Raw genomic sequence first — 5281 nt, forward strand, 5'->3', positions numbered from 1 at the left:
CGCGATCCTCAACCTGATCTGGGTGCCGATCGTCGCCTTCGCCGACATCTCCATTCCCGACAAGATCCTGACGCTGCCGATCATCGCCGCCTTCGTGGTCTCGCTGGCGCATTTCATCGTGCTGTACCGGCTGCGGGTTCACATCAAATGGGGCCAGATGCTGGGCGCCATGATCGCCGCGATGTCGGTGCAGTGGACCGTCTCGCGCGCGGTCGCCAACGGCCTGATCACCGAACATTTGCCGTTCGCCCGCACCTCCAAGGGCGGCCTGTCCAGGATGTCGATCGAGTTCCAGGCGTTCTGGGAAGCGGTGATCGGCGTGCTGCTGCTGATCGGCGCCGCGGTGCTGGTGGTCACCAACAGCCAGAAGGAAGTCCGCGAGATCTACATCTTCGCCGGCGTGCTGGTGCTGCAAAGCCTGCCGTTCCTGTCGGCGGTGGCGATCGCGATTCTCGAGAGCTCGCGGATCAACTCGTTCGAGTTCTGGCGCTATGCCGGCGTCCGCAGCCTCGAACTGATCGGCCTGCGCCCCGAGGCGCTGCCGACGGTGGCCGCCAGCCAGCAGCCGGTGGCGTCAGAAGTCCGCCGCGAGGCCAGCTGACCCCGAAATCGACTTTTCCACAGCCTCCGCGCAGGTGAGGAATCGCCGATAAAGGCCCGTATCGGCTCATAAATCCGCGCCGTCCCCATCCCGACATTTGCGCCCCGCCCCGCTATTGACCCGCACCCGGCCGCCCCCTACACAGCGCGGCAAGTGAGCGCGTAGCTCAGGTGGTAGAGCACGTGACTTTTAATCATGGGGTCGAGGGTTCGAGTCCCTCCGCGCTCACCAACGAAATCAATGACTTATCGGATTTTTTAAGGATTGACGTTAGTGCTGGGGGCGCACCCGGGGCACAATCGGACAAAGCTTCCCTAGCCGCAGGACGAACTCGGTTCGGCTGCCAGCGCACCGGAACGATTCGACACAAAGGCGCTTGAATCCCGGTTCTGTTGCGGAGTTGCGTGTGTCCTGGTCCCTGCGTTTTGACGAGCCGATCGTATTGGAGAATGGCGCCAGGCTCGCCACCTTGCGCGAAGCGGTCGCGCATCTCGGCAAAGCAATCCCAAAATCTGAACACACACTGCCCTCGGTCGTCACCGCGGCTGAATGCTTGACCCGCCTAGGTCTTTGGCTACGCAATAAATTATTTTCGGCTTGCCACGCTTTTTAACGCGGACTTCATTGAAGGAAAGCAACATGGCTTAGTTTGCCACGGATTTGCTTTACGGTAATGACCCATTTAGCCAACGGAATCTTCCAATTGGGCCGAGCCATAGCCCTGCTCTGTTTGCTTTTCGAAACGATGTTTATATTGGGATCGATCTTTACTGGACGCGGTACGGCAACAGAGATCGTCGGCACCTTGATATTCTTTTCCAGTGCAGCCTTGATTGCGTACCTTATTGGACGTGCTGCGCAATACTGTTTCGCAGGGAACGTCTGACAGCCCTATTCAGCCCCCCGGCCCGCGTTCGTTCCAGTAGCCTATTTGCGAGTGGCCTATTTCGGCCAGTACCTGCGTTCGGCTATTATACGCTGGTCCTCCCCCGATCAAAAAGTTCGTTCTGTTCGACGAACGACACAGCAAAAGCGAAACCGCCGCAGGGGGCTGACCAGCGGCGGCCATCGCGAGCTTGTCTATATTCGATTTCATCGCAGACTTAGCGGCCCCAGTTTGTAGGGAACTCGAGTTGCTCCCGGAACATTAGCTCTGTTCGCAGATTGAATCCGGCCTCTCAAGGACGGAACCCATGGGACAGTCGCGGCGGCAAGCCGATGCAGATACAGATTGGTTGTCCGATTTAGTTGTTGCCTTAGATCGGGTGGCGGCTTCTTCGACTGAACGGCCCAGTGCCGCAGATCTGCAGGGCCTTGCCCAACGGCTGCGGATGCCGGCCCTGCTGCCGAACTACCTCTCGCGAGAGACACCGCCCGCGCACACTCGGTACACAGGCGGGTATCTATTCAGGGCCGATCTCGGACGATAGTCAGAACCTTGGCCGGTTCGGGCTTCTCGCTGCCGGCCAAAAATCCCTCAGCAAGCTCGTTCGCCAGCCGTAGGATAATCACGGCGTCCGCCGTGCCGTCCGGGAGCTGGCTCGCCAGCGTCATTGCATGGCGCCGATGCCAGGGCGGACTATGATTGGGAGCGAGCTTGAGAACGAGAACGAATCCTTGACACGCTAGCGCGGCCGCCCCGTTTTGCGGTCACTTTGAGCCTGAAACCCATTGCACTTAGCACCCCGATCACCGTGGTGAAATTGGGGGATGCTCCGTTTCCGGCGAATGCTCTGTAAACGGTAGGTCGATCCAATCCAGATTTTCTTGCGACATCGGCGATGTTATGGGCTTTCAAGGCCAATCCGATTGCGAGACAGATTCGTTCAACGTCGCCAGATTCGAAAGCTTGATTTAGAAAAGTGGCAACGTCACTGGGAGTTGGAGGGGGCTGCTCGTTCATCAATTTTTTGGCCTTTCCCCCGAGGATCAAAACACGACAGATGGTCCTAAGTATATGAATAGTCTATATTTTGTCCAGCGTAGCCGCGACCTGCGGAGCCGGCTAGCTGTTTCCCGCCAAGTGTTGCAGTTGGGTGACGGTTTTTCGAGTTGAATCGGATTAGGTTTGCTGATGGTCGGGCGGACCCGCGACGAATTTTCAACGCGCGGGGACCAAGCGAAGCGGACAAGAACTGGAAAAGATCATGAAAAAGATTTTGATGGGCATGGCTGGGCTGGTTGCGATTGGCATCGCGGCTCCCGCCTCGGCCGCCGATCTCGCTGCCCGTCCCTACACCAAGGCGCCGCCCGTGATGGTCGCTGCGTATTACGACTGGAGCGGCTTCTACATCGGCGCCAACGGTGGCTGGGGTTCAAGCCGCAAGTGCTGGGATATCGTCAACGATGCTGGCGTGATCCTTGTGCCCCCCGGCGTGGAAGGTTGCCATGACGCGACCGGCGGCACGGTCGGCGGCCAGATCGGTTACCGCTGGCAGGCGAGTTCCTGGGTGTTCGGTCTGGAGGCACAGGGCAACTGGGCAAATTTCAAGGGCAGCAACGCCAACCAGTTCTTCCCCGGCGTCCTGGATGAGTCGAAGATCGACGCGTTCGGTCTGTTTACCGCCCAGATTGGCTACGCCTGGAACAACGTGCTGGTCTACGTCAAGGGCGGTGCCGCCGTTACCCGCGACAAGTACGCCACCTACGATATCCCGACCGGGCTGGCGAACGACTACGCTAGCGAGAACCGTTGGGGTGGTGTGGTCGGTGTCGGCCTCGAATACGGCTTCGCTCCGAACTGGTCGGTCGCATTTGAATACGACCACATGTTCATGGGCTCCCGTGATGTCAATTTCTATACGTCCGCAAACTTTGGTCCGGCGGGCGTTTTCTCAACCACGGATCGTATCCATCAGGATGTCGATCTGGTCACCGTCCGGATTAACTATCGCTGGGGTGGGCCGGTCGTCGCGAAGTACTGATCTTCCCGACCCGATCAAATCAAAAGCCCCGGCATAGTCCGGGGCTTTTTTGCACGCATCGTCGAAGTGGATGGATGCCAACGGCCCGCTCCTGGAGGATGAGGCCTCTACGGTCCGGCTTATGATCCAAAGCCAAATCGCGATGCGGATTCGCCGCGGCGACTTCGAGCCCTTCATCGCAGCCGATGCGGATCCCCGCGATGTACTCAATTTCTGCGTCGACGGTGATCTTTTAAGCGGATGACGCCCAGAACGAATCGCCCCCCCGCATTGGGGCCGGCGGAAGTCGCAGGCGCGCCGGAATTGAAAGTGCGGCCAAATGATGTGGTCTTAGGAACGGGGCTGTTCGTTCAGCGTCGGTGCTGGAACGCCATAGCGCATCCTCCGCGCCTCAGTCATGGCTTTACGCACACCAGTATCGGCGGAATCGCTGCTGAAAGTAATGAGTCGGTTACAGTTCGGGCATTGCGCCTGATACCCCTCTTTGATCTGGCTTGCTCTTTCACGAAAGGGCAGACGGCAGCGGGTGCAATGAACTTTGATCTTGGTTTCCATACCGACAGGCTTATGGCGCAAAACCGTAAACTAATTGAAAAGTCCGCCGCGGCCGGCCGCTCCGTAGTCCTACGCCTTGGTTTAGGGCCCGACGGGGTTACGCCGCCAGTTCGTGCAGGATAGCCGCTCTCCGCAATTGCTCTGCCGCAGGTGTCAATCGCAAACCTCTTAGGAGGCCGAGCCGTGTCAAAGTCAGAAGGGCCGCAGGATCGCAAGATTCCGACGAAGCCCCCGCCCCCAAGATTGCGATAGCGCGCTGCTCATCCATGTCGAGATCGGTCCATGAAATGTCTTCCATCGCGCACCTCTCTTGAAAACTCCATCCTATGGTCGAGCCCAAAACGTTAAAGATTTATTAAAAAAGTCTGAACGTCCGGTAAGATGTGGCGTTCCGGAGTTGAATCGTGCCCTGGTCCCGCCCCTTCGACGATCCGATCAAGCCGCCGAAAGGAAAGCCGATCGTTACGCTGAAGGATGCGGCTGCCTACATCATGAAGCTGCCGGCGGCCGAACAGCGAAGTCCGGATTGGCAAGCCGCCGGCGAGGCCGTGATCATGGCCGCCGAAGACCGCGGGCCGTTGATGCACGCCCATGTAGGGATGATGCTGGCGCTGCACGGCGCGAAGCCGATACCGGAATACGATCCGTCAAAGACAAAGCACTGGGGACGTCGGAAACTAAAACGCGACACATAAGAGAAAGCCCGCCGGCGTTAGAGCCGGGCGCGAGGTGTCAGCCTTGCCCCGGCTTGCTTTCGTGATATCATGACCTCATGGGCAAATCAACTCGTGAAATCACGAAATCGCCAAAGAAGCGGGCAGCAGCTACCGGTGATCCGGTGCTCGTCCGCGTCCAACCCGATATGGCAAAGATGCTAGACGATTGGCGTCGTAAGCAGGATGACTTGCCCGGGCGTCCAGAAGCCATTCGCCGGCTGGTCGAACTGGGGCTGAGGGTTAAGGTCACAAAATGAGCCCAAAGAAGCTCACAGTTATCGGCGTCCGTGTTGACGATGAATGGCTGAGCAAATTGACGCGTTGGATTTCTGAAAACGCTCCGGAAATGACACGCCCGGAGGCCATCCGCCGGCTCGTCGAGATCGGGCTGAAGGCGAAGAAATGAGATGAACAAGGTGTTGTCGGTAGAAGAACGGCAAGCGCTCGGCAGCATCATACTCGCCCAATTTTCCGGGAGAATTAGA

At 58.4% G+C, this 5281-nt stretch carries 4 protein-coding genes, 1 tRNA gene and 1 pseudogene; 5 read left to right on the plus strand and 1 reads right to left on the minus strand.

What is annotated here, in order from left to right; translation table 11 throughout:
• Together Q7T45_RS26245 and Q7T45_RS26250 are read left to right on the plus strand one after the other, a co-directional pair.
• Window positions 1-601: pseudogene (locus tag Q7T45_RS26245) on the plus strand (glycosyl transferase family 2); the annotation flags it as partial.
• Window positions 602-756: 155 nt separating this feature from the next.
• Window positions 757-832 (plus strand) — tRNA-Lys (locus Q7T45_RS26250).
• A gap of 1348 nt (window positions 833-2180) precedes the next feature.
• Here the strand turns inward: Q7T45_RS26250 and Q7T45_RS26255 are convergent.
• A complete protein-coding gene (locus Q7T45_RS26255; protein WP_304874837.1) occupies window positions 2181-2504 on the minus strand; it encodes an addiction module antidote protein in 324 nt (107 codons plus the stop codon).
• 244 nt (window positions 2505-2748) lie between these two features.
• Here Q7T45_RS26255 and Q7T45_RS26260 point away from each other — a divergent pair, with 244 nt between their 5' ends.
• The 3 genes from Q7T45_RS26260 to Q7T45_RS26270 all read left to right on the plus strand — a co-directional run bounded on the left by Q7T45_RS26260 (window position 2749) and on the right by Q7T45_RS26270 (window position 5202).
• Entirely contained in the window at window positions 2749-3525 is a 777-nt protein-coding gene (locus tag Q7T45_RS26260) for an outer membrane protein (protein ID WP_304874838.1), read from the plus strand.
• 959 nt (window positions 3526-4484) lie between these two features.
• Window positions 4485-4775: a hypothetical protein gene (locus Q7T45_RS26265; RefSeq protein WP_304874839.1), complete on the plus strand. Its 291-nt coding sequence runs from the start codon at window positions 4485-4487 to the stop codon at window positions 4773-4775.
• A gap of 274 nt (window positions 4776-5049) precedes the next feature.
• On the plus strand, window positions 5050-5202 hold the full coding sequence (locus tag Q7T45_RS26270; RefSeq protein WP_304874841.1) for a hypothetical protein: 153 nt from the start codon (window positions 5050-5052) through the stop codon (window positions 5200-5202).
• The last annotated feature ends 79 nt before the right edge of the window (window positions 5203-5281 follow it).

The organism is Bradyrhizobium sp. (assembly GCF_030646015.1).
In the GTDB taxonomy this organism is placed as follows: Bacteria; Pseudomonadota; Alphaproteobacteria; order Rhizobiales; family Xanthobacteraceae; genus Bradyrhizobium.

Coding starts and splice junctions, on each gene's coding strand:
- Q7T45_RS26255 (WP_304874837.1), bottom strand. CDS start 2,504: ATGAACGAGCAGCCCCCTCCAACTCCCAGTGACGTTGCCACTTTTCTA.
- Q7T45_RS26260 (WP_304874838.1), top strand. CDS start 2,749: ATGAAAAAGATTTTGATGGGCATGGCTGGGCTGGTTGCGATTGGCATC.
- Q7T45_RS26270 (WP_304874841.1), top strand. CDS start 5,050: ATGAGCCCAAAGAAGCTCACAGTTATCGGCGTCCGTGTTGACGATGAA.